Below are 25,210 nucleotides of genomic sequence, written 5' to 3' on the forward strand. Positions count from 1 at the left end.
TCACCATTATAAGAACAAGAACATTGCCTATGACCCTCAGCTCCGACCTGTCGGGCCCCACTGTGGAGCCCCGGGTTATCCGCAAACAGTACGCCATGGAAATGGCGGTCGAGCGCACGCGCCTGCTTTATCAAGGCTCGCTGCTGCCGACGCTGTTCATGCTGATCAATGGCCTGGTGTGTGCGGGACTGCTCTGGAGTCCGCAGCGCTACTTCCTGGTCAGCGTCTGGCTGGTGTGGCTGTTGTCGCTGGTGGCGCTGCGGGTGATTCAGGTCGCCGCTTTCGATTCGGCCATTCCCAACCGCCAGGCCCATCCAGTCTGGCGTCGCATGTTTTTGCTCGGCTCGGCCATGACCGGCCTGACCCTGGCCGGCGCCGGCATTGCCCTGGTTCCCGCCGACAATTTCATCCAGCAAGCCTGGGTGTTCGGCCTGATCGGCGCGGCAGCCCTCTCGGCCAGCGTCGCTTACGCCGTCAGCCTGCCAGCCTTCCTGTCCTTTACCTTACCGTGCCTGTTACCGGCCATCGCCTACCTGTTCTGGGGCGGTGACGAGCAGGAGCAGGGCTGGGGCTGGTTCGGCCTGATTTTGCTGGGGGCGTTGAGCGTGGTCGCCTGGCAGGTCAATCGGCTGATTGATCGCGGGTTGTTGCGCCGCTTCCAGAATCAGGCATTGATCGAGCACTTGCAGCAGGCCCAGAGCCGTAGCGACCAGTTGAACCATGATCTTGCCAAAGAAATCGATCAGCGCCGTCGTGCCGAAGACGAGTTGCGAGAAATTCAGATTGGACTGGAAAGCCGCGTCGCCCAACGCAGCCTGGAGCTGGATGCTGCCAACCAGGCCCTGAGCAAAAGCGAGGCGCGCCTGGCGCTGGCCTTGAAGGCCAGTGAACTGGGGCTGTGGGACTGGAACCTGCAAACCGACGAAGTCCATCACACCCATATTCAAGAGTTGTTCGGCCTGGAGCCGGAATTCGTGACGGCCATGCTGCGTCACCTCAAGCCGCGCCTGCATCCCGAGGACTTGCCGTCGCTGAGGCGCGCACTGGTCGAGCACCTGAAGGGCCGCAGCGAGGACTATCAGATCGAATACCGCGTGCGCCATGGCGATGGTCATTGGGTCTGGATCGAGGACCGCGGTCGAGCGGTGGAGCGCAGTGACGGCGGTCGGGTGATCCGCATGGTCGGCACCCGCCGCGACATCAGTGCCAGCAAGATGCTGGAAGCCCAGCAGCAACTGGCGGCGACGGTGTTCGAGGCCGCCAGCGAAGGCATCATGATTTTCGATCCGAATTACGCACTCATCGCGGTAAACCAGGCGTTCAGCCGCTTAACGGGCTACGACATCGACGACATGCTCGGGCGCAACGTCGTGGAGCTGCCGTGTAGTCGCGATGCCCGTCGCCACTACGGGGCGATTCATCAGGCGCTGGAGCAACACGGCAGTTGGCAGGGCGAGCTGGTGGAAACGCGCAAGAACGGCGAGTTGTATCCGCAATGGCTGCAATTGAACGCCGTGCGCGATACGCGGGGAAATGTCAGCCATATCGTCGGCTTCTTCGCCGATCTCTCGGCGCGGCGCGAATCCGAAGAGCGCATGCGCTACCTGACTCACTACGATGAACTGACTGGCCTGGCCAACCGTTCGTTGTTCCGCGAAAGGTTGCGTGAAGCCCATCAGCGCGTGCGCCAGGGCGGGCGCAGTCTGGCGTTGTTGCACATCAATCTTGATCGCTTCAAGTTGCTCAACGACAGCCTTGGCCATGAAATCGCCGATCAGCTGTTGCAGAAAATGGCCCGGCGGCTGGTCAACGCACTGCCGGAAGCAGACACCATCGCCCGATTGTCCGGCGATGAGTTCGCCGTGCTGTTCGACGCTTACGGCAACCTTTCGAGCCTGGCGCGGGTGGCGACTCGCCTGTCGGCCAAGCTGCGTTTGCCGGTGACCGTCGAGGGGCATGAGCTGGTGGTCAGCGCGTCCATGGGCATCAGCATGCTGCCGGACAACGCACGGGAAATCTCCGCGCTGGTGAGTCAGTCGAACATGGCCATGCAACATGCCAAACACTTGGGCGGCAACAATTTCCAGTTCTACACCGACAGTCTGCAAGCCAGCACACTTGAGCGCTTGCAGCTGGAAAACCAGCTGCGTAAAGCCATCGAAGAAAAACAACTGAAAGTGTTTTACCAACCCAAGCTTTGCCTCGCCACAGGCCGGTTGAATGCCGCCGAGGCATTGGTGCGCTGGGATCACCCGACCATGGGCCGCGTGCCGCCGTCGGACTTCATCGGCCTGGCCGAAGAAACCGGGCTGATCGGCCCGATCGGCGAGTTCGTGTTGCGACAGGCGTGCTGGCAAGCCTGCGAATGGCAGCGTCAGGGGCTGGAGCCGATCCGGGTGTCGGTCAATTTGTCGGTGCATCAATTGCGCCAGGGCAAGCTGGTCAGTCTGGTGCGTCAGGTATTGGAAGAAACCGGGCTGGCGCCGCACTACCTCGAACTGGAGCTTACCGAAAGCCAGTTGCTGGACAGCGTTGAGCACATCATCGCGACGTTCCAGCAGCTGCGTGATCTTGGGGTGAAGCTGGCCATCGACGATTTCGGCACCGGCTATTCGTCCCTGAGCTACCTCAAGCGCATTCCGGTGGATTACGTGAAGATTGATCAGGCATTCATTCGCGGCCTGGGGGAGGGGAGCGTTGATGCGGCGATCACCCGGGCGATCATTGCGATGGCCCACGGGTTGTCGTTGAAGGTGGTGGCTGAAGGCGTGGAGCGGTCGGAGCAGCTCGAGTTTTTGCAGGCTGAGCGCTGCGATGAAGTGCAGGGGTATTTGATCAGTCGCCCGATAGAAGCGGGTGGGTTGGCGGACCTTCTGCGAGCGCAATCCGCCTACTGAAGGTGTGTCGCACAATCACACCTTCCCGCCACTAAAATGACGGGAAGGTGTTTATAGGCTTAGTTTGTAATCAGAACTTTATCGATGTGGTGAATTTTTTCACCTTTATAAAAGATGCTCACGCCGGAAACATTAGAGTCCCCCAGTGCTTTATATTCGACAACTTTGTCTGTTTCAACTTGCAGCGAAATTTCGTTGGAGTTTTCAAGAATCAACTCCAGTCGCAGATCAAAGGATTTATCCTGAAGATCGGTCATTACCAGCTTGGGGGTAATGCCTGTGTGTGCAACGGTTACGGTGCCGAAAGCGCGGAAAGAAGCTGCGCCAGGCATACGGTCAATTTGTGCGGTCCAGTCTTTGGTTTTAATGCTCATAGTGTGTAACTCCTTTAATTAAGTTTGATTGCTTCCTGCACGATCAAGGTAACTAGGTGAAGTTGTTTTTGGAAGAGGGTTGTTATTTGCATTTGTAAGTTTGAGTGTTTTATTTTTTGCTCTTGTAGCAACTAAGACCCTGCTGCTTTGAGTGAGTCGATCAGGGAGGGTTGTTAGCCTAAGGGTATGCTTCGGTTGCGCTGCAGCTCTGATAATGAGTGCTACATGAAGCGCGCACGCCTGAAAACGAGGGATTCGGTTGCGCATTGAGCAGGCAAAAAGCCAATTCATGTAGTATAACTACAAGCTTGCTACATCCCCGGCGCCTGCCAATAACAAAGAGTCCAGCCCCTTGAATCTGCTGCAACACATCGCCCAGTCACGCCACCTGTTACGCAAGTCGGAGCTCAAGGTCGCCGACCACGTGCTGCTTGACCCGGCGGCGGTGATGCACAGCTCCATGGCCGACCTGGCCCACAGCGTGGGCATCAGCGAGCCGACCATCGTGCGGTTCTGCCGCGCCATCGGTTGTTCCGGGTTTCAGGATCTGAAACTGAAGCTGGCGCAAAGCCTGGCGGCCGGTGCGAGCTTCGGTCAGTTCGCGATCCATGAAGACGATTCGGTCGCCGACTACAGCCTGAAGATTTTCGACACGACCCTGCACACCCTGATGGAGGTTCGCGAGAAGCTCGACCCGGTGGAGTTGCAGCGAGCGGTATCGCTGATGTCCCAGGCCCAGCGTGTCGAGTTTTATGGCTTTGGCGCGTCAGGTGCGGTGGCGGCGGATGCCCAGCATAAATTCTTCCGGTTGCTGCTGACGGCAGCCGCGTATTCCGACCCGCACATGCAGGCGATGTCGGCGGTCACCTTGAAGCCGACTGACGTGGCGATCTGCATTTCCCAGTCCGGGCGTTCCAAGGATCTTTTGATCACGGCCAACCTGGTGCGCGAAAGCGGCGCCTCGTTGATCACCTTGTGCCCGAGCCAGACGCCGTTGGCCGAGCTGTCGACCGTCAACCTGGCCATCGACGTGCATGAAGACACCGAAATCTATACACCGCTGACCTCGCGCATCGCCCATTTGGTGGTGATCGATGTGTTGGCGATGGGCGTAGCCATGGCGCGCGGGCCGAGCCTGGTCAACCACCTCAAGAGCGTCAAGCGCAGCCTGCGCAGCTTGCGGTTGTCGCCCAAATCGGTGAAAGCCCTCGACGACTGATTCGTCTTGAGGGCGTCTTCGCGGGCAAGCCTCGCTCCTACGGGTATGCGCTGTCTGTAGGAGCGAGGCTTGCCCGCGAAGGCGTCCTCAAACATGACAACCTTCATCTGCCTGTAACGCACAAGCCGCCAAACCGTCATCCCTCGCGCCCATCCTGTAACTCCCGTAATCGCCTTGGGAGACTCGAAATGGCCCAGCCCTACGAAGAACGCAACAGCGCCGTCAAAACCCGTCGTCAGCAAGAAGACCAGCGCCGCATGGAATTTCGTCGCGCTATCGAAGATCGCTGCGAACGCCGCCAGTTGCTGGCCGAGATCGGTGATTTTCCCGAGCTGGAACTCAATTACTGGCAGGCAGCTCCCGCAACTTCCCGTCGAAACGCTCAACCAGGGCGCTGATCTGCACCCGTTCGCTGCGGATAAACGCAAGGAATGCGTGGGCCACCGGCGACAGCCGTTTGGCCTTGGCCTGCACCAGGCACCAGCTGCGAAACAGTGGCAGTTCTTCGACCGGTAACTCGATCAGTCCGCCGGTCGCCAACTCCAGGTTCAGGGCGTGGCGCGTCAACAGCGCGACGCCCAGACCCGCCAGTACACATTCACGCTGAGCTTCGGCCGATGCGACCTCTTGGGTCTGGTTGAAATGCACGCGCTTCTCTTTGAAATACTCTTCGCACGCCAGTCGCGTCCCCGAGCCGGGTTCGCGCAATAGCAGCGTGTAGGGTTCGAGGTCCTGCAAGCGCAACGGCCCCATATGGCACAACGGATGATCCGGTGGCGCCACGGCCACGATCGGATTGTTGAGGAACGGCAGGAACTCCAGCCCCATGTCCTGCGGCACCATGGACATGATCACCAGGTCGTCGCGGTTGTCGGAGAGGCGGCGGATCACTTGCCCACGGTTGACCACGGTCAGTTGCAGGTTCACTTCCGGATGCTGGCGCTTGAACGCGGCAAACAGATGCGGCACGAAATACTTGGCGCTGGATTCCACCGCCAGTTTCAGTTGCCCCTGCAGTGATCCCTGCATGTCCGACAGCTGCATGTCGAGGTTTTCCAGGCGCCCGAAAATATCCCGGCTGGCCCGCTGAAGCGCTTCAGCCGCTTCGGTCATGTAGAGTTTTTTGCCGACGTAATCGAACAAAGGCTGACCAATCAGCTCCTCAAGTTGACGAATCTGCAGGCTCACGGCAGGTTGTGTGAGCGACATTTCGTCCGCCGCACGGCTGTAAGACCGTAAATCACAGACCTCATTGAAGATCTGCAATTGACGCAATGTCATACGCATCAATGACTTACGCATTATCTGAAAGCTCCTGCCGCAGGCTGATGCATCAACTATAAGTCTTTACTTATGCCTGACCCAATAATTAATCATTTTTGTTAATCCCTTGCGGGGGCTAGTGTGGGCCTGCGACTGAATTGAAACATTTGGTCACGCGTCGACCTGGTCTAGCAGGTCGTGGGTACCACCGGCTCAAGGGAAACTCCAAGTGATAACAAAGATCCTGATCGCCAACCGTGGTGAGATTGCCGTACGAATCGTGCGAGCCTGCGCCGAGATGGGCATTCGCTCGGTTGCGATCTATTCCGACGCCGACCGCCATGCCTTGCATGTGAAGCGTGCGGATGAAGCCCACAGCATCGGTGCCGAGCCACTGGCCGGTTACCTGAATGCGCGCAAGCTGGTGAATCTGGCAGTAGAAACCGGTTGTGATGCGTTGCATCCCGGCTACGGTTTCCTCTCGGAAAACGCTGAGCTGGCAGATATCTGCGCAGAACGCGGCATCAAGTTCATCGGTCCATCGGCTGAAGTGATTCGCCGCATGGGCGACAAGACTGAAGCCCGTCGCAGCATGATCAAGGCTGGCGTACCCGTCACCCCGGGTACCGAGGGCAACGTCGCGGACATCGCCGAAGCCTTGGTCGAAGGCGACCGCATCGGATATCCGGTGATGCTCAAGGCGACTTCCGGTGGTGGTGGCCGTGGTATCCGTCGCTGCGACAGCCGAGAAGAACTTGAACAAGCATTCCCCCGAGTCATTTCCGAAGCCACCAAGGCCTTCGGTTCGGCGGAAGTGTTCCTGGAAAAATGCATCGTCAACCCGAAACACATCGAAGCGCAGATCCTCGGCGACAGCTTTGGCAATGTGGTGCACCTGTTCGAGCGTGACTGCTCGATCCAGCGCCGCAACCAGAAGCTCATCGAAATCGCCCCGAGCCCGCAACTGACCCCGGAACAGCGCGCCTACATCGGCGACCTGTCGGTGCGCGCAGCCAAGGCAGTGGGTTACGAGAACGCCGGCACCGTGGAGTTCCTGCTCGCCGAGGGCGAGGTGTACTTCATGGAGATGAACACCCGGGTGCAGGTGGAACACACCATCACCGAAGAAATCACCGGCATCGACATCGTGCGTGAGCAGATCCGCATCGCGTCCGGCCTGCCGCTTTCGGTGAAACAGGAAGACATCCAGCACCGCGGTTTCGCGCTGCAATTCCGGATCAACGCCGAAGACCCGAAAAACAACTTCCTGCCGAGCTTCGGCAAGATCACCCGTTACTACGCACCCGGCGGTCCTGGCGTGCGTACCGATACGGCGATCTACACCGGCTACACCATTCCGCCGTTCTACGACTCCATGTGTCTGAAACTGGTGGTGTGGGCGCTGACCTGGGAAGAGGCGATGGACCGTGGCTTGCGCGCCCTCGACGACATGCGTCTGCAAGGGGTCAAGACCACCGCCGCGTACTACCAGGAAATCCTGCGTAACCCGGAATTCCGTAGCGGCCAGTTCAATACCAGCTTCGTTGAAAGCCACCCTGAACTGACCAATTACTCGATCAAGCGCAAACCCGAAGAGCTGGCCCTGGCCATCGCCGCCGCCATCGCCGCCCACGCAGGCCTGTGAGGAATAGAACAATGAGCAAGCAAATCCACGTTACCGACACAATCCTGCGCGACGCCCACCAATCGCTGCTCGCCACCCGCATGCGCACCGAAGACATGCTGCCGATCTGCGACAAGCTCGACAAAGTTGGCTACTGGTCGCTGGAATGCTGGGGCGGCGCGACGTTCGACGCCTGCGTACGCTTCCTCAAAGAAGACCCGTGGGAGCGTCTGCGCCAACTGCGCGCGGCGTTGCCTAACACCCGTTTGCAAATGCTGCTGCGTGGCCAGAACCTGCTGGGCTACCGCCATTACAGCGACGACGTGGTCAAAGCCTTCGTCGCCAAGGCAGCGGTCAACGGCATCGACGTGTTCCGCATCTTCGACGCCATGAACGACGTGCGTAACCTGCGCGTGGCCATCGAAGCGGTGAAAGCGGCGGGCAAACACGCCCAGGGCACCATCGCTTACACCACCAGCCCGGTGCACACCATCGAGGCATTCGTGAACCAGGCCAAGCAAATGGAAGCCATGGGTTGCGATTCGGTGGCAATCAAGGACATGGCCGGCCTGCTGACCCCATATGCCACAGGCGAACTGGTCAAGGCACTGAAAGCCGAGCAGTCGCTGCCTGTGTTCATTCACTCGCACGACACCGCTGGCCTGGCTGCGATGTGCCAGATGAAGGCCATCGAAAACGGTGCCGACCACATCGACACCGCGATCTCCAGCTTCGCCTGGGGCACCAGCCACCCTGGCACCGAGTCGATGGTCGCCGCCCTTAAAGGCAGCGAATTCGACACCGGCCTGAACCTGGAATTGCTGCAAGAGATCGGTCTGTACTTCTACGCCGTGCGCAAGAAGTACCACCAGTTCGAAAGCGAATTCACCGCCGTCGACACCCGCGTGCAAGTCAACCAGGTACCGGGCGGCATGATCTCCAACCTGGCCAACCAGCTCAAAGAGCAGGGCGCGCTGAACCGCATGAGCGAAGTGCTGGCCGAAATCCCGCGCGTTCGTGAAGACCTCGGTTTCCCGCCGCTGGTAACCCCGACCTCGCAGATCGTTGGCACCCAGGCGTTCTTCAACGTGCTGGCCGGTGAGCGCTACAAGACCATCACCAACGAAGTGAAGCTCTACCTGCAAGGCGGCTACGGCAAGGCGCCAGGCACCGTAAACGAAAAACTGCGCCGCCAGGCCATCGGCAGCGAAGAAGTGATCGACGTTCGTCCGGCTGACCTGCTCAAGCCGGAAATGACCAAGCTGCGTGCCGAAATCGGCGCCGTGGCCAAGTCTGAAGAAGACGTTCTGACCTACGCGATGTTCCCGGACATCGGCCGCAAATTCCTCGAGGAACGCGCTGCCGGCACCCTCACTCCAGAAGTGCTGTTGCCGATTCCGGAAGCGGGCGGCGTTGCCTCTGCCGGCGGCGAAGGCGTGCCAACCGAGTTCGTCATCGACGTCCACGGCGAAACCTACCGCGTCGACATCACCGGTGTCGGCGTCAAGGCTGAAGGCAAGCGTCACTTCTACCTGTCCATCGACGGCATGCCGGAAGAAGTGGTGTTCGAACCACTCAACGAATTCGTCAGCGGCGGCAGCAGCAAGCGCAAACAAGCCACGGCACCGGGCCACGTCAGCACCACCATGCCGGGCAACATCGTCGACGTGCTGGTCAAGGAAGGCGACGTTGTGAAAGCCGGCCAGGCCGTGCTGATCACCGAAGCGATGAAGATGGAAACCGAAGTGCAGGCGGCCATCGCCGGCAAAGTCACCGCTATCCACGTGGCCAAGGGCGACCGGGTCAACCCGGGCGAAATCCTGATCGAGATCGAAGGCTGAGTTAACAGCCTCGATACAACGCTTTAAACCTCGGGGGGGCATGTGCTCCCCTTTTTTTTCGCCCGGGATTTATGGGGTTTAGAAGGTCATTCGCCATTGACCCGTGACGCCATGATTTCGGCTGTCGGTGCCGATCTCCCCGGTGACGCCAACGCCCAGCGTATGCCGCGCCGAAAGAGACAGATCGAGCCCGGCATCGAGCATCACGCTGTTACGATCCAGCGACGCACCTTCCACGGTGAAACGCCTGCCTCCGGTCGCCAGTTTTTGCCGGGTGTGGCTTAAGACCTCTCCGTAGGTGTGTTTCCAGCCAGCGCTCAAATGTGGGGTCAACTTGATTCCGTTGTTCAGCGTGTTGAGCTTCGCCACGCGCAGACCGAAGGTGCTGTTGACGTTGTTCCGTGTTTGTCCCAAGACTTTCAGGGTCGCATCCCCACCTTTTTCCTTGTAGTCGTCGCGTTGATAGCGCTGATAGCCGAGGCTGGCGAACGGTTCGATGGTATAGACGTCGCGACCCACGTTGTAACCCACTTCCGCAAAGGCGTGCTGCGTATTGGCGTCGTACTGACCTTTGGGGTTGTCGCTGAATCCGTTGAAGGCTACTCGACGTTTGGTGCTGCCATCGTGGCTGCTATGGGAGAGCCCCAAACGAAGCGACATCGGTCCATTCTGGCGCAGTGCATAGGCCCCCAAATGCCAGCTATCGAGGCGACCATCGAGTGTGCGGCTATCCAGGCGAGTGTCGGATTTGCCGCCGATCACACCCAGGTGCCATTCCTCATCAATTCTCCAATCTGCACCCATTACCAGACCCTTGGTGGAATGTTGCAGAGCGTCATAATCACGGTCCACTTTTCCACCGTGCCCCAGCGCTTGCAGCCAGACTCTGCCTTCGTTTTCGCTACCGGCAGCCAGGTGAGGTGAACTGCTTCGCCTGCCGGGTTTGCTATAGGCGTCATCCAACTGACGCATGGCCGAAAGCATGCTGGCGCTCACCGGAGCGTCGCTGTTCAGCGTTGTCTTGGCGAGATTGGCGGTGCTGTAACCAGAGAGTTGATCGAGGGCATTGGCCGCAGTATCCACGGTCGAACCGAGCAGGGCAGTAATGGCGGCATTTGCCGAGACGGCAGGCTCCACAACACTCAGGGCAAAGTTCTCGCTGTTGTCGTCGAGGGCGAAGTCATCCAGTGGCAATTCATTGCGAGCGTATTGCAGCATCACCTCGGTTTCGGACTGGAATAGTTTTGGAGTCAGGTACGCCAGATTACTGGTGACACGATCGAATTCACCGTCCACTTTGCTGGCTCGGAGCAGGGTGTATACGTTGCTGGTTGAATAGCTGCCCGGCAGTGCAGCGACATTCAGAGAGGCGTTCCAAAGGTCCGCAACACCGTCGACCACAAGGGTTGGCATTTGACCGGCAGCGGTTACTGCGTAAGACAGCGTGGCGTTTCGCGTAAGGATCAGGTCTCCTTTGACGTGTGGCGCCCCCAGCGCCTCAGTGACCATTAACGTGCCCCTTACGAACAGGTCGCGAACTTCACCGTGCCCACCGTAGGTGCCACCCTCTAGAACGTCGACATCACCCGCGATACTGCCCATGTTGAACAGCTTCGCACCGTTCAACACTTCTGCTCCTACGTCAAAGTCACCTTTGCCGGTCAAAGACCAGGCACCTCGGGCAACTCGCAATCCAAGGAAGTTACGGGTCTGGCCGAGTATGCCGCCTTCGGGGGAGTCCAGGAGTATGCCGTTTACCCCGTCGCCGCCCTGTATTTCCCCTGAAAAGCTGGCGCCCTTGTTGATTATCAACAGGTCATTTCCGTCCCCTAGCGCCAGTGAGACGCCGTCGATGCTTGTGTACCGCCCTGACGCAGTAGTGCGCTTGGTTGTGTCGGCTTTTGCAAAGTCCTCGAACGTGAGCGGGACGTCGTCGTTTACCGGTTCGGAAGGTGTGTCAGGTGTCCCGTGGGCCTGATTGTGCTGTTCCATCGCAGGGACCAATTCCCCGGTCGCTAACAGGTCATTGATGACCGGTTCGGCGGTGATGCGCTCTGCGACTTTTTCGGGCAGGTTTGGTAAGAGTGGATCGTTGGGAGTTTCGGGAAACTCGTAGAGGTCTGCGTAAAGATCCACAGGTTCTGGAGCTGGTGGTGCGGATACCACCGGAATGGACGATTCTATCGGCTCAGGCGCAGCGGCGTTGACGGCATGCGACATAGGGCCAATGAAGTTTTTGATCGCCAGAAGGTCATCTCTTCTAGGCCAAGGCGTTGCACGAGCCTTCTTGGCGGGGGCTTCGATAACGGTATCGAGCTCTGCTTGCTGAGCCATGGACAACTCGATGCTGCCGAGTGTGAGGGCGACCGCCAACGCGATTCGGTGCGGGCGATGAGGGTAAGGCTTGGGCATTGAGTACGACCTCGTTTTTCAGGAGGTCGAACTTTAGGAGGCGGGCCCTGGCCTTGAATGCCGGGCGTTTCCGGCATTTTTGCAGGGTCTTGGACATTCGGTTGTAGCTAAAATTTAGCCCTGAAGTCTAATCGCGCGGTGGCCTTCATGAGCGAGCGTTTTTGCCTACAGCATTTCAGGACTGGTCTGTTTGTTACGGCCTGGAAACTCGTCTACCCACAGCTCATCACGTTGAGCCAAAGGCTGTGACGCCCTCGATTCATTGCTCTGGAGGTACTTGTAGGAGCCTGGCTTGCCGGCGATGGCGTCCTTGAGATCGCCATCGCCAGCAAGCCGGCTCCTACAAGGGTTGCGCAGGTTCGAAAGCTGCAATCCTTTCCTAACTACGACTCAAATACGCCTTCCCATAATGCCGCTCCATCCGCGCCTGAATCAGCTCCAACCCAATCGACATCACCCAATAAATCACCGCGGCCGTCGTCAGCATCTCGATGTAGCGATAGCTCGAGCGCCCATACGACTGCGCCAGAAACATCACCTCCCAAACACCCATCACCGAGATCAGTGACGAGTCTTTGAGCATCGAGATGAATTGGTTGGTGGTCGGCGGGATGATGGTGCGCATGGCTTGCGGCAGGGTGACGCGCCAGAAGATCACGGTTTCGCGCATGCCCAGTGCCAGCGAGGCTTCGCGCTGGCCGTGGGGGACGCCGAGGATGCCGGCGCGGAAGATTTCGCTGAGGTAGGCGCCGTAGTTCAGCGACAGGGCGATGATCCCGGCGACGACGGCGCCCGGCACGATGCCGAGTTGCGGCAGGCCGAGGTAGATCAGCAGGATCTGGATCAGCAGCGGAGTGCCGCGAAAGAACGAAGCGTAGAAACTTGCAATGCCGAAGGCCACGGCGCTTTTCGACAGCCGTGCGAGGGCGGTGATGAAGCCCAGCAGCGACGACGCGACGATTGAGCACAGGCACAAAAACAGGGTCAGCGCCGCGCCTTGCAGAAAGCCGTTCGGCGCCAGGTGCAGGCCGATCAGGTTGGGCAGTTTGTCGAGGATGATCGAGAACTTCAGGTCGAAGCTCAGGAAGAAACTGGCAAACAGACCCAGCATTGCCGCCCAGGTCAGGTACAGCCGCGTGCGAAAACCGAAGATCCGTTGCAGCCGGGACTCAGCCACCGGTTGTGGCGGCTGAGGTGGGTTGGGAAAGGAAGTCATTTGCTGATGTCGGCGCCGATCCATTTTTGCGAGAGTTTGCTCAGGGTGCCGTCCTGTTTCAGTTGCGCGAAGACGTCACGCACCTTGGCGTCCCACTGTGCATCGCCTTTTTCGATGGCCACCGAGTTCGGTTCCGAGTACAGCGGTTCGCCGGCAAGCTTGAAGCGTTTGTCTTCGGTCAGGCGTGGCTGCGCGGTGACCAGGTTGGTGAGGACCGCATCCAGTCGCACACCAGCGCCCAGCCCCAGGTCCTGGAACGCCACGTTGTCGGTGTCGTACGGGGCGATCTGCACGTTTTCAAACGGGTACTGCAACTGCGTGTCTTCGGCGCCTTCGATCACCAGGTTTTTGTTCAGGTAGCTTTCGTAGCTGGAAGCGCTGGTGAGGCCGACTTTCTTGCCGCTCAGGTCCTTGGCGCTGTGGATGCTGTCGTCCTTGGCGTTGACCACGATCACCGCGGGTGAGGCGTAGTACTCGACCGGGAAATCAAAGACTTCGGCGCGGGCCTTGCTCGGGGTCATGGAGCAGATGCAAATGTCGTAGCGCCCGCTCCAGCGGCCGGCAGCGATCACATCCCAGGAAGGTGTTTCGAGGCGCAGTTTGACCCCGAGTTTATTGGCCACGGCTTTGGCCACATCAACGTCGAAACCGTCGAGCTGGTTTTGGTCATTGAGGAACGAGAAGGGCGGATAGCTTTCCATCAGCACGCCGACCAGTTCTTTCTTTTGCTCGATGCGGTCCAGCGTGGCGCCGCCGAAGGCCTGGGTGGAGGCAGCCAGAATCGTCAGGCCCAGGGCCAGTAGTGGTTGAAGTTTCACAGTCGACCCCTGATAAAAAAATGGTTGTTATTAACCGAATGGTGCGTATTAAATAGTTATAAGAACTACTCTGGTAGTGAGTTATTTTCATAAGCATATGAGTAAAAAGCATATGAGCGCAGCAAGCACAGTGATTCTGGATGGCGGCATGGGTCGTGAGTTGCAACGTCGGGGTGCGCCATTCAGACAGCCTGAATGGTCGGCGCTGGCCTTGAGCGAAGCGCCGCAGGCCGTCGAGGCGGTGCATGCGGCTTATATCGAAAGCGGCGCGAACGTGATCACCAGCAACAGCTATGCGGTGGTGCCTTTTCACATTGGCGAAGAACGTTTTGCGGCTGAGGGTCGAGCCCTCGCGGCGCTGGCCGGGGAGTTGGCCAGGCGTGCGGTGGACGCTGCGGGCAAACCGGTACGTGTGGCGGGTTCATTGCCGCCGTTGTTCGGTTCCTATCGTCCGGATTTGTTCGATGCAGCTCGGGTGACGGAACTGCTCGCGCCGCTGGTCGAGGGGCTGGCCCCACATGTCGACCTGTGGCTGGCCGAAACCCAGAGCTCGATCGTGGAAGCGCGAGCGATTCACGCCGGTCTGCCGCAGGACGGCAAGCCGTTCTGGCTGTCGTTTACCCTGAAGGATGAGGACACGGACGAAGTCCCGCGTTTGCGTTCCGGCGAACCTGTGGCCGAAGCCGCTGCGGTGGCTGCGGAGCTGGGCGTCGAGACGTTACTGTTCAACTGCAGCCAGCCGGAAGTGATCGGTGCGGCGATTGATGCGGCGCGGGAAACTTTCGAGCGTCTGGGGGTGAAGATTCACATCGGCGCGTACGCCAATGCCTTCCCGCCGCAACCGAAAGAGGCAACGGCCAATGACGGCCTGGACCCGTTGCGCGACGATCTGGACCCGCCGGGCTACCTGCATTGGGCGGCGGACTGGAAAGAGCGCGGTGCCAGCCATTTGGGTGGGTGCTGCGGGATTGGGCCGGAGCATATTGCGGTGTTGGCCCAGAAATTGGTGTGATGCCATTCGCGGGCAAGCCTCGCTCCTACAGGTTCGTATGATCCCGTAGGAGCGAGGCTTGCCCGCGAAGGCGTCCGTCCAGGCGCCGCTGATTTACCCGCGACACTCAGCCAGAGTTTTCACCTGCCCCGACCCCGTCTGATTCTCATCACTCAACCACCGCTCAAACCCCGCCCCAACCACCGGCCATTCCGAATCCAGAATCGAATACCAGGCCGTATCCCGGTTCTGCCCCTTGACCACCATGTGCTGGCGGAACACCCCTTCAAAACTGAACCCCAAGCGCTCAGCCGCGTACTTGGAGCGAGCGTTGCCGTTGTTGCATTTCCACTCCAGACGCCGATAGCCCAGCGCGAACGACTCTTTCGCCAGCAGATACACCGCCTCGGTACTTTTCGGCGAACGCTGCATCGGCGCGCCAAACGTGACGTGGCCGATTTCAATACGGCCCTGAGACGGAACGATCGACATCAAGCTGAGAATGCCTTGCACATCGCCGCTGGCACGGTCGATCACGCTGAAGAAATACGGGTCGCTGTTGGCCGCGTGATTGTTCAGCCAGTCGTTGAAAACGCTGCGCTCCGGGAAAGGACCGTAAGGCAAATAATCCCAGAGTTTCGGGTCGGCACCGGGGCCTTGCAGGGCTTTGAACAAACCGTCGCCATGGCGTGCCGGGTCGAGTTTTTCCAGGCGGATGAAGCGCCCTTCGATGGTTTGCACCGTTGGCGCCGGGACGCCTTTCCAGTCTGCGAGTGAAGTCGTCATGTCGTTCTCCTTGAACCTTAAAGGGCTTTGCGGAACTGGATGAAACCAGGGCGCTCGGCGATGCGCTCGTAGAGCTGGATCGCGGTGGCGTTGGTTTCGTGGGTCAACCAGTGGACCTTGCAGCAACCGTCCGCTTTGGCGGTCGCGTAGACAAATTCGATCAGTTTGCGGCCGACGCCAGTGCCGCGGGTTTCGGGTGTTACCAACAGGTCTTGCAGGTAGCAGGAGTTTTCGATGCTCCAGTTCGACCGATGGTAGATGAAGTTCACCATGCCGACCGCTTTGCCGTCGCTCCACGCCAATGCCGAATGAGTCGGTTCATTCGAGTCGAGCAGGCGTTGCCATGTGCTGTCCGTGACCGCCTCAGGCAGTTCGGTGTTGTAGAAGCGCAGGTAGGCTTGCCACAACGGCAGCCACGCAGCGTGATCAGCGGCGGTGACCTGGCGGATTTCAATCTGACTCATGTTCAATCCTTAGCGCATCAAGTGGGCGAGGGCCTGGTCGTGCACGTCGGGGCTGGCGGCGAGCCCCTCGCGCACACCGGCGATGTCTGCGGTGCTGCGGTTCTGGCTGAGTTTGCGTTTGCCTTCCAGGCGCTGGATCGGCAGGGCAAACCCGACGATGGCCTTGAGCATGCCGTCGATGTAGTCGGCGGGTGCATCAGCGACTGTCCATGGTTGGGCGCGACCGGCTTCATGGCGATCGGTCAACGTACTGACCAGGTTAAGCAGGCGGTCGGCGTCGGTGAAAACCTCTGCGGTGCCGTAAGCGTGTACGGCGACGTAGTTCCAGGTCGGTACGACTTTGCCGTGCTCGGCTTTGCTCGGATAAAAGCCCGGGCTGATGTACGCGTCGGCACCGGCGAAAATGACCAGCGCTTCGGCACCGTTTTGCAGTGCCTTCCAGTGCGGGTTGGCCCGGGCGAAATGACCGTACAGGGTGCCATTCGGACCTTGGTCAGGGCTGAACAACAACGGCAGGTGACTGGCTTGCAAGCCTTGCTCGTCGTGGGTGATCACCACGGCAAGACGCGTGTCGAGTATCTGCTGCTGCAGTTCATGCAAATCTTTGATGGCAAAGCCGCTGGGGTTGTACATGGAAAAATTCCTTGGCGAATGCGTCCATCCTAGGCAGGCTATTGGTCTGTTGTAAGAGCCATTAACGACCAATTTCATAGGTCCATTGCCATGAGCGAAGCGCCGCTTTCCCTGTCGTTCAACCCGGCCGGTATCGAACTTGACCGCCGTCAGGGGCTTAGTCGTCAGCTCTATCAGGCCTTGCGCCTGCGGGTGCTCGACGGGCGCTTGGCCAGTGGCACTCGATTGCCGGCCAGCCGGGACTTGGCGGCGGCGTTGGCGATTTCCCGCAACAGCGTGGTTCGCGCCTACGATCAGCTCTATGCAGAGGGCTTCATCGAGGGGCGTGTCGGGGACGGGACTTACGTCGCGCAATTGCCTCAAGCGGCGTTGCCCACGAAAAAACTATCCACAAAAGTATCCACAGGGTTGTCAACAGGGTTACCCACAGCCTTATCCACAAATTGGCTGGATTTACCTGTGGTTTCATCCAGTAAAGTTATCCACAGCGGAGCGCTGGGGCGCGTTGAAAAGAACCATTTGGCCACGCCGCCCAGCGGTCCGCCTCGGGCTTTTCGGGTGGGCGTGCCGGCGTTTGACCTGTTTCCCTTCGAGGTGTGGGCCAAGCTGAATGCGGCTTTCTGGCGTAAACCGGATTTGCAGCAGCTGTGTTATGGCGATCCGGCGGGTGATGCGCGCTTGCGCGGCCTGATCGCCGCTTATTTGCGCAGCTCGCGGGGGATGCAGTGCACGGCTGAGCAAATAGTGATCACCAGCGGCGCACAGCAGGGGATTAGCCTTTGTGCACAGCTGCTGGTGGAGCCGGGCGACGGCGTGGCGATTGAAAATCCGGGGTATCGGGCGGCGGGTCATGCGTTCGCCGTGGCCGGGGCAAAATTGCATGGGGTGGCGGTGGACGGCGAGGGCATCGACTGCACCGAACTGGCCCGGCTCAGCGATTGTCGACTGGCCTATGTCACGCCTTCGCATCAATACCCGACCGGCGTGGTAATGAGCCTGGCGCGGCGTCTTGAATTACTCGCTTGGGCGGAGCGTAACCAAGGCTGGATCGTCGAGGACGACTACGATGGCGAGTACCGTTACAGCGGCGCACCCCTGGCGCCGTTGGCGGCGCTCGATCGGCAGGGCCGGGTCTTGTACGTCGGGACTTTTGGCAAGGTCGCATTCCCGGCGTTGCGCCTGGGTTATCTGGTGTTGCCGCCGGCACTGGTGCAGGCGTTTTCTCAACGTCGAGCGGTGGACGTCCGGCATTCCGAAGTCAGCACCCAGGCGGTGATGGCCGAGTTCATGGCCGCCGGACATTTCCAGCGGCACATCCGCCGCATGCGCCGTGCCGCCCTGAGTCGACGCAATACGTTGCTGGCGGGCTGGCCGCAGAACATCCCCGGCATCGGCAGCCTGCCGAGTGTCGCGGCAGGGTTACATCTGACGGTGGCGGTCGACTCACAGGCGCGCGAGTACGAGCTGATAGAAAAAGCCGCCAGCGTCGATGTCGAGATCAATGCGCTGAGCAGCTATTGGTTGCCGGACACGCAGAAACCGGTGGACCAGCGTGCCGGGCTAGTCCTGGGTTTCGCGGCCGTGCCCGAGGCGGCCATCAGCACCGCACTCGGGCGACTGGAAAAGGTCTGGCGGCGTTAAGCAGTCACGGCTCACCCCGACGCAAGACTTACGATTTTGAGGCCGATGGCAGCACCTTCGCGAAAAACAGTGCAGTCGCCAGTTGTGGGCTGATTTCGCTGCGATAAATCGCTATCGCGTGGAGGTCGTCATTTGCACCGCGCGCCTCGGATGCGCCGCCCAGCAGCCGTTGCTGCACGGTTTTCAGATGCGCCGCCGTGAACGTCTGGACAGGCGACGCGGGCTGCGCGTAGTGAAAGTGTGCATACCACAGAACATTTTTGCTGGTGTGGTCACGGACCTCATATTCCTCGAGGTAGTCTTTTTTACGGCTTTTGAGCAAGCGTCGGCCGGGGTTCCTGACGATGTCGACCTGACCTTCGCTTTGCAGCCACTGGACCCGCTCTGCCGTCGGCGGCTGTAGTTTTGTCATGCTGATTCGCGTTGCGCGTCCCTGGCTGTAGAGGCGGGTTGCTCCGTCATTCAGCTGCTTGACCAGTGTCACGGCAGACCCCGGACCGTCATCGGTGGCGTTGCTGGAAATCAGCGCTTCGTCGATTGCCTTGGCGGCCTCCTGCAGTCGATGGGCCTGTTGATGGAACATCTCCTCGATTTCCACGGGAATTCGCCGCGCTCCTTTTGCATGGGCTTCTGTTCGACGAATGAAACCCTCCAGCCCGTCCAGCATTGCCTGACCTTGAACAATGCTTGTACCCAAATCGGGTTGGACGACGGCAGGGGAAACCGGTTTCGCGGCCACTCGTTCAACCCAGACACCCGGGGTTTTCTCATGAAAGGTCGAGATGACTTTGCCTGTCAGCGTCGAGGTTACGTCGACCAGTTCTGATCCGTCCGCCACGGCATCGGCGCGTAGTTGGCCGACCACCGTGCCGTTGTAACGGGTCTTGATGATGCGTTTGGCGGGCGCGGTCGGCAGACGGGAAGGGCCAGGTTGCGGTTCGAGCGCCTGGCGCTCGCGCAGCAGGCTCGCCAGGTGTTTCACGGTGCGCTGTTGAAACGCGTCGATGCGTTTGCGCATCAGGTCGAGCGCGGGTTGCAGGAACTGACCGGGGAACTCGCCGGGCAGATCGATGATGCGCTGATCGGTGACCGTGAGTTGCTCCATCAGATCACTGAGCCCCTCGATTCGCCCCGGCAAGCGCAACACGTCTTCGTCAGCGGCCAGATCCAGTGACGCCTGGATGGCGAGCGCTGCGTTTTCGACAACGCTCTCCAGCGCCGGGCGTGCTTCATGCGTGAGCGCAACCGAGGGTGCGAGGCACAACTCCTGGGCCAGCGTGATCTGGAACAGTTTGAGGTCCTGTAAATCGAACGTCGGTATGTTGGCCTTGACGTCGCGGATCACTTCCACGGCTTCTTTGCCGAGCAGGTTCAGTTGCTCGAAGCGCGATTGCGCGAATTCGATTTTGTTGATGTAGCCCTCGGTCAGATCGCTCATGTGTTGAAAGGTCTGTCGGGCGGCCTGCGTGTTTTCCGTTGGTTGTGTGTCGAGAAGATCGAGGGAGAGACGCATTTGATTGTCGAAAACAGGACGCTGGTGGTCGAACCATTTCTCCAGCAGCGATAGCTGGAAATCCAGGCGGCTGATCATCGCTTTTCGGAAATTGGGAATGGCTTCGCGAGCATTGAACGCTTTCATCTGTTCAATGTTGGCGCCGATGAATGACATCTGCGCATCGAGCATTTCAAGGTACAAGCGGCGATGGGTGTCGGTGGCGCTCGGAGCCTTCGCGTTTTTTTCAGCGTCCTTGAGTTCTGTTTCCCGGCTTTTGACCTGGCTTTCGAACGCTGTCATTTGCTGTTTCAGTTCAGCCAGACGCACTTTGTTTTGCTGTTCCAGCCGCTGCCTCTCCCTGCCCCCGCCCCGCAGCCTCAGCCGCGTATCGATAAACCATTCGCCGCTGGCGTTCTTGATCAGCAACGGCCCGGTGCGCGGGGGGGACTGGCGTGAGTCAATGATTTGCACGTCGTTATTGTCGTTGAGGGTGACTTCGAACCATCGCTGGCCGACCTTCGCATACCATTTTCCGTTTAGTGAACTGAGGTGCTGGTGAGGGCCGGCCACGCTGGAGGCAACGGCCATTCCCTTGGGTTCGGCGATGGCCAGTTCATCCAGCAAGGTGCCCAACGCTACAGGCGGCAGCGTGGCGACGGCGTGCAAAGACGTCTCATGGTCGCGAGGCAGTTGATTGAGGTCGGGCAGGCGAGTGACCGTGATTGTGTGCGCTGGCTTGGTGGGCGGCGTGACCGGTGGTGGCTCGAGTTTCTCGGCCAACCGCGAGACCGGTTTATGGCGAGCGGCAGCCCGATGAGCCAGTACCATGCCGAGCGTCAACAGCAAATCGGTCAGGGCAGACCAGGCAAGTTGGCTGTCTTCGCTTTCTGCGGCATCGGTGATTTCCTGCAAGTCGTCCACGATCTGCCAGATCCACGCGGCAACCCCGGCAGTGCGCCCGAGGAAGGGCAAGGCGACGTTGAACAGCATCCATGCACCGTGCTTGAGCGTTTCCCAGCGAGCTTGTGCATTGGACACTGATTGACGGTCAGCCAATGTGATCATGGCGTTGGCGTTCGCTTTGAACAGCGGCGCCAGTGAATCATCATCAAGGGCTGCCGCACTGAGCGACACCGCGCCCATCTTGCCCAGCGCCGAGGTGGGATCGACCAGCAATTGGGTCAGGGTCCAGACCGAAGGCAACTCACCGGAAAACACGTACTGGGAATAGTTGAAGCGCACGTCGTCGGCCAGCCACGCCAGGACCGATTGGCGAAGGGGTTTTTCGTGCTTGATCGCGTACAGCAGATTGGCTTCGTTCGGGTACTGCGTCAGCGAGGGCACGAGCAATGGCCGGTAGAGCAGGCACGGTCCCTGTTCAGTGGAGCGCGGACCGATGACGAACATATTGGCAACTTCGTCGCCCTTGCTGTCGACGCTTTCACTGCTGATAAAAGCCAGCGGGCGAATGACAATTTCGTGCCCATTCACTCGGCGGTCGGCCGCGCCTTGCTGCAGGGCTGCGTTGACGAATTGGTAGCCTTGTTCATCAATGCCGGCTTCGCCGCGCATCTTGTGTTGCAGCGCCTGCAAGGGCAACTGGGTGCGCAGATGACGCGTGTAGAGCGTTTGTCGGCGCAACGATTCTCGCGAGTCATCCAGCAGCTTGCGCTTGATCAACGCCGGGTAAACCGCGCCGATATCAACCTGGGTCACGAGTTTTTCCAGGTAGGCGGGTGTCATCCAGGCGGGCACTTGGTCGCCGTTTTTGTACTGTACCGTTTTGTTGCCCAGCGGAACGGCAATCAGGTTTTGCAGTGCCAATTCGATCAGCGACAACGTAACAGTCTGCGTCTTGCCAGGGACCACGATAGCGCCCAGCACGATGACGCTGGTGATGCTGATTTGAATGTCCTTCAGATTCAGGTCCGCTGCCGTTGGATGATCCTTGATCATCTGCTCTCGCAGGGTTTGCAGGGTAAATTCCGGCAGTGAAGCGATACCTTCGTCGAAGGTTTTTCCCGCGTCCTGCTCTCGCAACTGCGCCAGGTCCATCAGGTGTCGGCTGTAACGGGTCAGATCCGCTGACGATGCATTGCTCAGCCAGTCGGTCAGTAACCCCTGAACCTGGTTGAAGCGCGACAAAGGCAGGGCTTCAAATTCAGTGAAACTCTTCGCCGCCGCGCTGATTTGCGGTGAAAGCCTGGTTGGCGTAGTGCTCTGGAATGTATTGAAGGCACCGATGGCTTCGGCTTCGAGTGCGATCAGTGCACACGCCTGATGATGAAAGAAATTACCCTCGGGTTCATACAGGCGCCATTGCAGGGTCTGCCCGGTGCTCGACGCCCCAGGGTTTGCAAACAATGTTTCGCCCAGTGCCGCAACAGAGTCGTAACGCCTGAACCCTTCGGTAATCGAGTGGGTCAGCACCAGTGTTCGGGTGCCCAACGTGCCCACAAACACCGCGATATCCAGAACCCGCAGATGTTTGCTCTGCGCGCTTTCAACGTGTTCGGTGTCGATCAGGCAGGCCTTGGTCAGGTACATGTCCTGTGAGCGCCGTGTGGCCCGGTCCGGATGAGTGAACACGGCAAGGGCCATTGCTTTTTGATCGGCATCCCAATCGGTGGCCTCGTCGAGGTTCCAGATGTCCTGCAGCGCCTGCGAGAGCTGATGCCAGCGTGGGGTCGAAGGGCTTGTCTGCTGATTCCAGTAATCCAGCTGCTGTTGCTGGTAGGCGATGAACAGCTGCGGTGCGTGCGTATTGATCAGCGAACCGATGGCCGTGATGTTCACGGGCAGTTGAGCCGGCGGGGCAACGCCCGGTTGCAGGGTCAGGAAATGCTCGCCATCGATGAACGTCACCGTCGAACCTGACAACCCGAGCCGCACCAACACATCGGTGAGCGATTCATACAGATTATTGCCCGGCACGACCTCGCTGCCGGTATCGACCCAGGTCGGAGTGACAACCGTGGCGAGCGTCGGATCTATCTTCAACTGCGGGTAAAGCGCGTTGAGTGCAGGCGCCAATGCAGTCGCTGCAACCTCTCTGATCGAGGGGCCGGTGACCAGTTGGGTCAGTACATTTTCTGCACTCGGGGAAAGGGTATCGGACATGGTCGTCTCCTGATTGAGGGTGCGCTGTTGTTGATTGCGCAGCGTTGGATCAGGGGACGGTATCGGGCGGGCTCAGGTGTCTGGCGGTACATAAATATCGCAGGCAAAAAAAAGACCCGCATCACGGCGGGTCTTCGTTTTTCAGGAAGGGGCTTCAGGTCCCTGACTTGATTTTGGTCCAGGCCCGCGTGCGCGCACGTTCGGCATCACGCGGTAGCGGTTGCAGGGTGTAAAGCGTGGCCATGGCCGTTTCGGTCGGGTACAGGTTGGGGTTGTTGCGGATCGCCGGGTCGACCAGTTCCGTGGCGTCCTTGTTCGGGTTCGGGTAACCGACGAAGTCGCTGACCGGCGCGATCACCTGTGGTTGCAGCAGGTAGTTGATGAAGGTGTAGGCGTCCTCGGTGTTCTTCGCGCCCTTCGGAATCGCGAGCATGTCGAACCAGATCGGCGCACCTTCTTTCGGCAGGCGCATGTCGACGGTCACCCCGTTCTTCGCTTCCTTGGCGCGGTTGGCCGCCTGGGAGAAGCTGCCGGAATAACCGACCGCGACGCAGATGTCACCGTTGGCGATGTCGGCCATGTATTTGGAGGAGTGGAAGTACGTGACGTACGGCCGGATCTTCATCAACAGCGCTTCAGCCTTTTCGTAGTCCGCCGGCTTCTTGCTGTTGGGGTCCAGGCCGAGGTGTTGCAGGGCCAGCGGCAGGATTTCCGACGGCGAATCGAGCAGGGCGACGCCGCACTGCTTGAGCTTGCTGATGTTCTCTTCCTTGAAGATCAGGTCCCAGCTGTCAACCGGCGCGTCGGCGCCCAGCGCGGCTTTGACCTTGTCCGGGTTGAAGCCGATCAGGATGGTCCCGTACATGTACGGCACAGCGAATTTGTTGCCGGGGTCGTTGGCTTCGATCAGCTTCATCAGCTTCGGATCGAGGTGGTTCCAGTTCGGCAGTTTGCTGCGGTCCAGCGGCTGGAAAACACCGGCCTCGATCTGCTTGGCGAGGAACACGTTGGACGGCACCACCGCGTCGTAGCCGGAGTTGCCGGTCAGCAGCTTGGCTTCCAGCGCTTCGTTGGTGTCGAAAATGTCGTAGATCAGCTTGGTCTGGGTGTTCTGCGCCTTGAAGTCTTCCAGCGCTTTGGGGGTGATGTAATCGAACCAGTTGTAGACGCGCAACGTGCGCTCTTCGGCGTGAGCGGCTCCGCTGAGCACCGTGGCGCAGAGCGCGGGCACGATGAAACGCTTGAGTGTGTTCATTGTTGTTATTTCCCTTGGGCGCTTTCAAAACCTTCAAGAACGTTCACGGCATTGATGCCGATTTCTTCGACCGCGTAACCGCCTTCCATCACGAACAGGGTCGGCACGCCCAGCTTGGCGATGCGCTCGCCCATCGCCAGGTAGTCCGGGCTGTCGAGCTTGAACTGGGAGATCGGATCGTCCTTGAACGTGTCGACGCCCAGGGATACGACGACGATCTCGGCGCCGTACTTTTCGATCTCTTTGCAGGCTTGTTCCAGCGCTGCGCACCAAGTGTCCCAACCGCTGCCGGCGGGCAACGGGTAGTTGAAGTTGAAGCCTTCGCCCGCGCCTTCTCCGAGCTCGTCTTCATAACCGAGGAAGAACGGAAACTCGGCTTCCGGATGGCCGTGGATCGAAGTGAACAGCACATCGCTGCGCTCATAGAAAATCGATTGGGTGCCGTTGCCGTGGTGGTAATCGACGTCGAGGATAGCGACTTTCTTGTGGCCCTGATCGAGGAACGCCTGAGCGGCGATGGCGGCGTTGTTGAGGTAGCAATAACCGCCCATCAAGTCGCTGGCGGCATGGTGTCCCGGTGGACGGCACAACGCGAAGGCACTGCGCGCGCCACGCTGGATTTCCGCCTGGGCGGTGAGCGCCACTTGGGCTGCGCTGTACGCGGCCTGCCAGGTGCCGGCGGTGATCGGGGCGCCGCCGTCGAAGCTGTAATAACCCAGTTCGCCGTGCAGGCTGGTGGGTTTGATGCGGCGCAAGGTACGGGCTGGCCAGGTGTAAGGCAGCAAGTCGCCGTCGGTGTTGAACTCGGTCCAGCGTGCCCAAGCGCCTTTGAAGAAGTCGAGGTAGTCGCGGCTGTGGATGCGTGCGATCGGGTCGAGGCCGAAATCCTTCGGCGCTTCTACCGGGCCGAGCTTTTGGTTTTGCACCCGTGACAGCACATGGTCGGCGCGCGAGGGCATTTCGAAGCAGGGCTTGAGTTGCCCGTCTATCAATTCACAACGGCCGTGGTGCAGGTGGTGATCGTCCGAGTAGATCGTCAGCATTTCTTGTTCTCCGCAGGCTGATTCGGTTGAACACAGTCTTGCGGCGGATGGCGATTCGGAGAACGGCAGGAAAGGCCAAAAGGGGATCGATGTGGCCAAAATAGTTGACCGAAATTCG

At 59.5% G+C, this 25,210-nt stretch carries 18 protein-coding genes; 7 read left to right on the forward strand and 11 right to left on the reverse strand.

From position 1 onward, the window contains the following. The first annotated feature begins 29 nt into the window (after nt 1-29). The gene (locus IB245_RS17585; RefSeq protein WP_008038172.1) at nt 30-2,897 is read left to right on the forward strand and encodes an EAL domain-containing protein; all 2,868 of its coding nucleotides are present in this window, start codon (nt 30-32) and stop codon (nt 2,895-2,897) included. A gap of 59 nt (nt 2,898-2,956) precedes the next feature. Here IB245_RS17585 and IB245_RS17590 read toward each other — a convergent pair whose 3' ends face one another. Continuing rightward, nucleotides 2,957-3,271: a hypothetical protein gene (locus IB245_RS17590; RefSeq protein ID WP_008038170.1), complete on the reverse strand. Its 315-nt coding sequence runs from the start codon at nt 3,269-3,271 to the stop codon at nt 2,957-2,959. Nucleotides 3,272-3,623: 352 nt separating this feature from the next. Between IB245_RS17590 and hexR the strand changes: the two genes are divergently transcribed. Then, nucleotides 3,624-4,490, forward strand: a complete 867-nt coding sequence (gene hexR / locus IB245_RS17595) for a transcriptional regulator HexR (protein WP_008027445.1) — start codon at nt 3,624-3,626, stop codon at nt 4,488-4,490. Nucleotides 4,491-4,678: 188 nt separating this feature from the next. After that, a complete protein-coding gene (locus IB245_RS17600; RefSeq protein ID WP_008030742.1) occupies nt 4,679-4,888 on the forward strand; it encodes a PA3496 family putative envelope integrity protein in 210 nt (69 codons plus the stop codon). Here the strand turns inward: IB245_RS17600 and IB245_RS17605 are convergent. Continuing rightward, nucleotides 4,830-5,792, reverse strand: coding sequence for a LysR family transcriptional regulator (locus tag IB245_RS17605; protein ID WP_192228172.1), 963 nt, complete (start codon nt 5,790-5,792; stop codon nt 4,830-4,832). The two genes, IB245_RS17600 and IB245_RS17605, sit on opposite strands and share 59 nt — an antisense overlap. A gap of 190 nt (nt 5,793-5,982) precedes the next feature. Here IB245_RS17605 and IB245_RS17610 point away from each other — a divergent pair, with 190 nt between their 5' ends. Further along, a complete protein-coding gene (locus tag IB245_RS17610; protein WP_008030739.1) occupies nt 5,983-7,398 on the forward strand; it encodes an acetyl-CoA carboxylase biotin carboxylase subunit in 1,416 nt (471 codons plus the stop codon). Between the two features lie 11 nt (nt 7,399-7,409). Then, nucleotides 7,410-9,218 carry a sodium-extruding oxaloacetate decarboxylase subunit alpha gene (gene oadA / locus IB245_RS17615; protein ID WP_008038148.1) on the forward strand — a complete coding sequence of 603 codons (1,809 nt, stop codon included), beginning with the start codon at nt 7,410-7,412 and terminating at the stop codon, nt 9,216-9,218. Between the two features lie 78 nt (nt 9,219-9,296). Here oadA and IB245_RS17620 read toward each other — a convergent pair whose 3' ends face one another. From IB245_RS17620 to IB245_RS17630, 3 genes are all read right to left on the reverse strand, one after another. Next, nucleotides 9,297-11,552 (reverse strand): autotransporter domain-containing protein, encoded by a 2,256-nt coding sequence (locus IB245_RS17620; protein ID WP_225609910.1) that lies wholly within the window; start codon nt 11,550-11,552, stop codon nt 9,297-9,299. Nucleotides 11,553-12,009: 457 nt separating this feature from the next. Further along, a complete protein-coding gene (locus IB245_RS17625) occupies nt 12,010-12,846 on the reverse strand; it encodes an amino acid ABC transporter permease (protein ID WP_008030736.1) in 837 nt (278 codons plus the stop codon). Beyond that, on the reverse strand, nt 12,843-13,664 hold the full coding sequence (locus IB245_RS17630; RefSeq protein WP_008038142.1) for an ABC transporter substrate-binding protein: 822 nt from the start codon (nt 13,662-13,664) through the stop codon (nt 12,843-12,845). The genes IB245_RS17625 and IB245_RS17630 overlap by 4 nt, the downstream gene beginning before the upstream one ends. Nucleotides 13,665-13,776: 112 nt before the next feature. Between IB245_RS17630 and IB245_RS17635 the strand changes: the two genes are divergently transcribed. Beyond that, the gene (locus IB245_RS17635) at nt 13,777-14,676 is read left to right on the forward strand and encodes a homocysteine S-methyltransferase family protein (protein WP_192228173.1); all 900 of its coding nucleotides are present in this window, start codon (nt 13,777-13,779) and stop codon (nt 14,674-14,676) included. 93 nt (nt 14,677-14,769) lie between these two features. Here IB245_RS17635 and IB245_RS17640 read toward each other — a convergent pair whose 3' ends face one another. The 3 genes from IB245_RS17640 to IB245_RS17650 are packed head-to-tail and all read right to left on the reverse strand — an operon-like array spanning nt 14,770 to nt 16,538. Next, a complete protein-coding gene (locus IB245_RS17640; RefSeq protein ID WP_008030727.1) occupies nt 14,770-15,441 on the reverse strand; it encodes a GNAT family N-acetyltransferase in 672 nt (223 codons plus the stop codon). Nucleotides 15,442-15,458: 17 nt separating this feature from the next. Beyond that, on the reverse strand, nt 15,459-15,905 hold the full coding sequence (locus IB245_RS17645) for a GNAT family N-acetyltransferase (protein ID WP_008038140.1): 447 nt from the start codon (nt 15,903-15,905) through the stop codon (nt 15,459-15,461). Between the two features lie 9 nt (nt 15,906-15,914). Continuing rightward, nucleotides 15,915-16,538: an FMN-binding negative transcriptional regulator gene (locus IB245_RS17650; RefSeq protein ID WP_192228174.1), complete on the reverse strand. Its 624-nt coding sequence runs from the start codon at nt 16,536-16,538 to the stop codon at nt 15,915-15,917. A 90-nt stretch (nt 16,539-16,628) separates the two neighbouring features. Here IB245_RS17650 and IB245_RS17655 point away from each other — a divergent pair, with 90 nt between their 5' ends. Then, complete coding sequence (locus IB245_RS17655) at nt 16,629-18,179, forward strand: PLP-dependent aminotransferase family protein (RefSeq protein WP_192228175.1); 1,551 nt, start codon at nt 16,629-16,631, stop codon at nt 18,177-18,179. 28 nt (nt 18,180-18,207) lie between these two features. Here IB245_RS17655 and IB245_RS17660 read toward each other — a convergent pair whose 3' ends face one another. The 3 genes from IB245_RS17660 to IB245_RS17670 all read right to left on the reverse strand — a co-directional run bounded on the left by IB245_RS17660 (nt 18,208) and on the right by IB245_RS17670 (nt 25,092). Further along, nucleotides 18,208-22,794: a dermonecrotic toxin domain-containing protein gene (locus IB245_RS17660; RefSeq protein WP_192228176.1), complete on the reverse strand. Its 4,587-nt coding sequence runs from the start codon at nt 22,792-22,794 to the stop codon at nt 18,208-18,210. Between the two features lie 154 nt (nt 22,795-22,948). Then, entirely contained in the window at nt 22,949-24,049 is a 1,101-nt protein-coding gene (locus IB245_RS17665; RefSeq protein ID WP_008038136.1) for a polyamine ABC transporter substrate-binding protein, read from the reverse strand. Between the two features lie 5 nt (nt 24,050-24,054). Continuing rightward, a complete protein-coding gene (locus IB245_RS17670) occupies nt 24,055-25,092 on the reverse strand; it encodes a histone deacetylase family protein (RefSeq protein ID WP_192228177.1) in 1,038 nt (345 codons plus the stop codon). Between the last annotated feature and the right edge of the window lie 118 nt (nt 25,093-25,210).

The organism is Pseudomonas sp. PDM02, from assembly GCF_014852285.1.
GTDB lineage: Bacteria > Pseudomonadota > Gammaproteobacteria > Pseudomonadales > Pseudomonadaceae > Aquipseudomonas > Aquipseudomonas migulae.